Origin of the sequence: Methanosarcina spelaei (genome assembly GCF_002287235.1) — an archaeon.
GTDB lineage: Archaea > Halobacteriota > Methanosarcinia > Methanosarcinales > Methanosarcinaceae > Methanosarcina > Methanosarcina spelaei.
This window is the reverse complement of sequence record NZ_LMVP01000419.1, coordinates 1-405: the sequence shown is the minus strand read 5'-3', so window position 1 is coordinate 405 and position 405 is coordinate 1. Positions and strand designations below refer to the sequence as shown.

The window sequence follows — 405 nt, the reverse complement described above, 5'->3', positions numbered from 1 at the left end:
ATTTTTTGCACCACAACGGAAAAAGGACTAATAGGAAGCCCAACAAACAGTGATACCATGTTACCTGAAAAAATGGCTCGACAAATGTACGCGAAGAATCGTGAAAAGATAATTCAACATGCACGAAACGCACGGCGCGGATACTTTATTGTGAATTTTTATAATAATTATGATGTGAAAATAAGCTCTGAGAAAGATGGTAAATCAGAGTTCAGCTTTATCATACCTAGCGCGCTTGAATTTCTAGATGCTAACTTTAACAAAGCATTGGCTGATTATCTTACTTATCGTAAAACTCGCTACTGAGTCCTTGACTCAGGTGAAATGAGAAAAAGAGGAAACTATAGTCAAAAAGGTAGTGTACCGATTTTTCTGTAAATTCTCTGTTTACTTATACACAGATTT

At 35.8% G+C, this 405-nt stretch carries 1 pseudogene; it reads left to right on the top strand.

Annotation, left to right across the window (positions count from 1 at the left end):
* Positions 1–306, top strand: a pseudogene (locus ASJ81_RS23365) (hypothetical protein); the annotation flags it as partial.
* Positions 307–405: the final 99 nt, after the last annotated feature.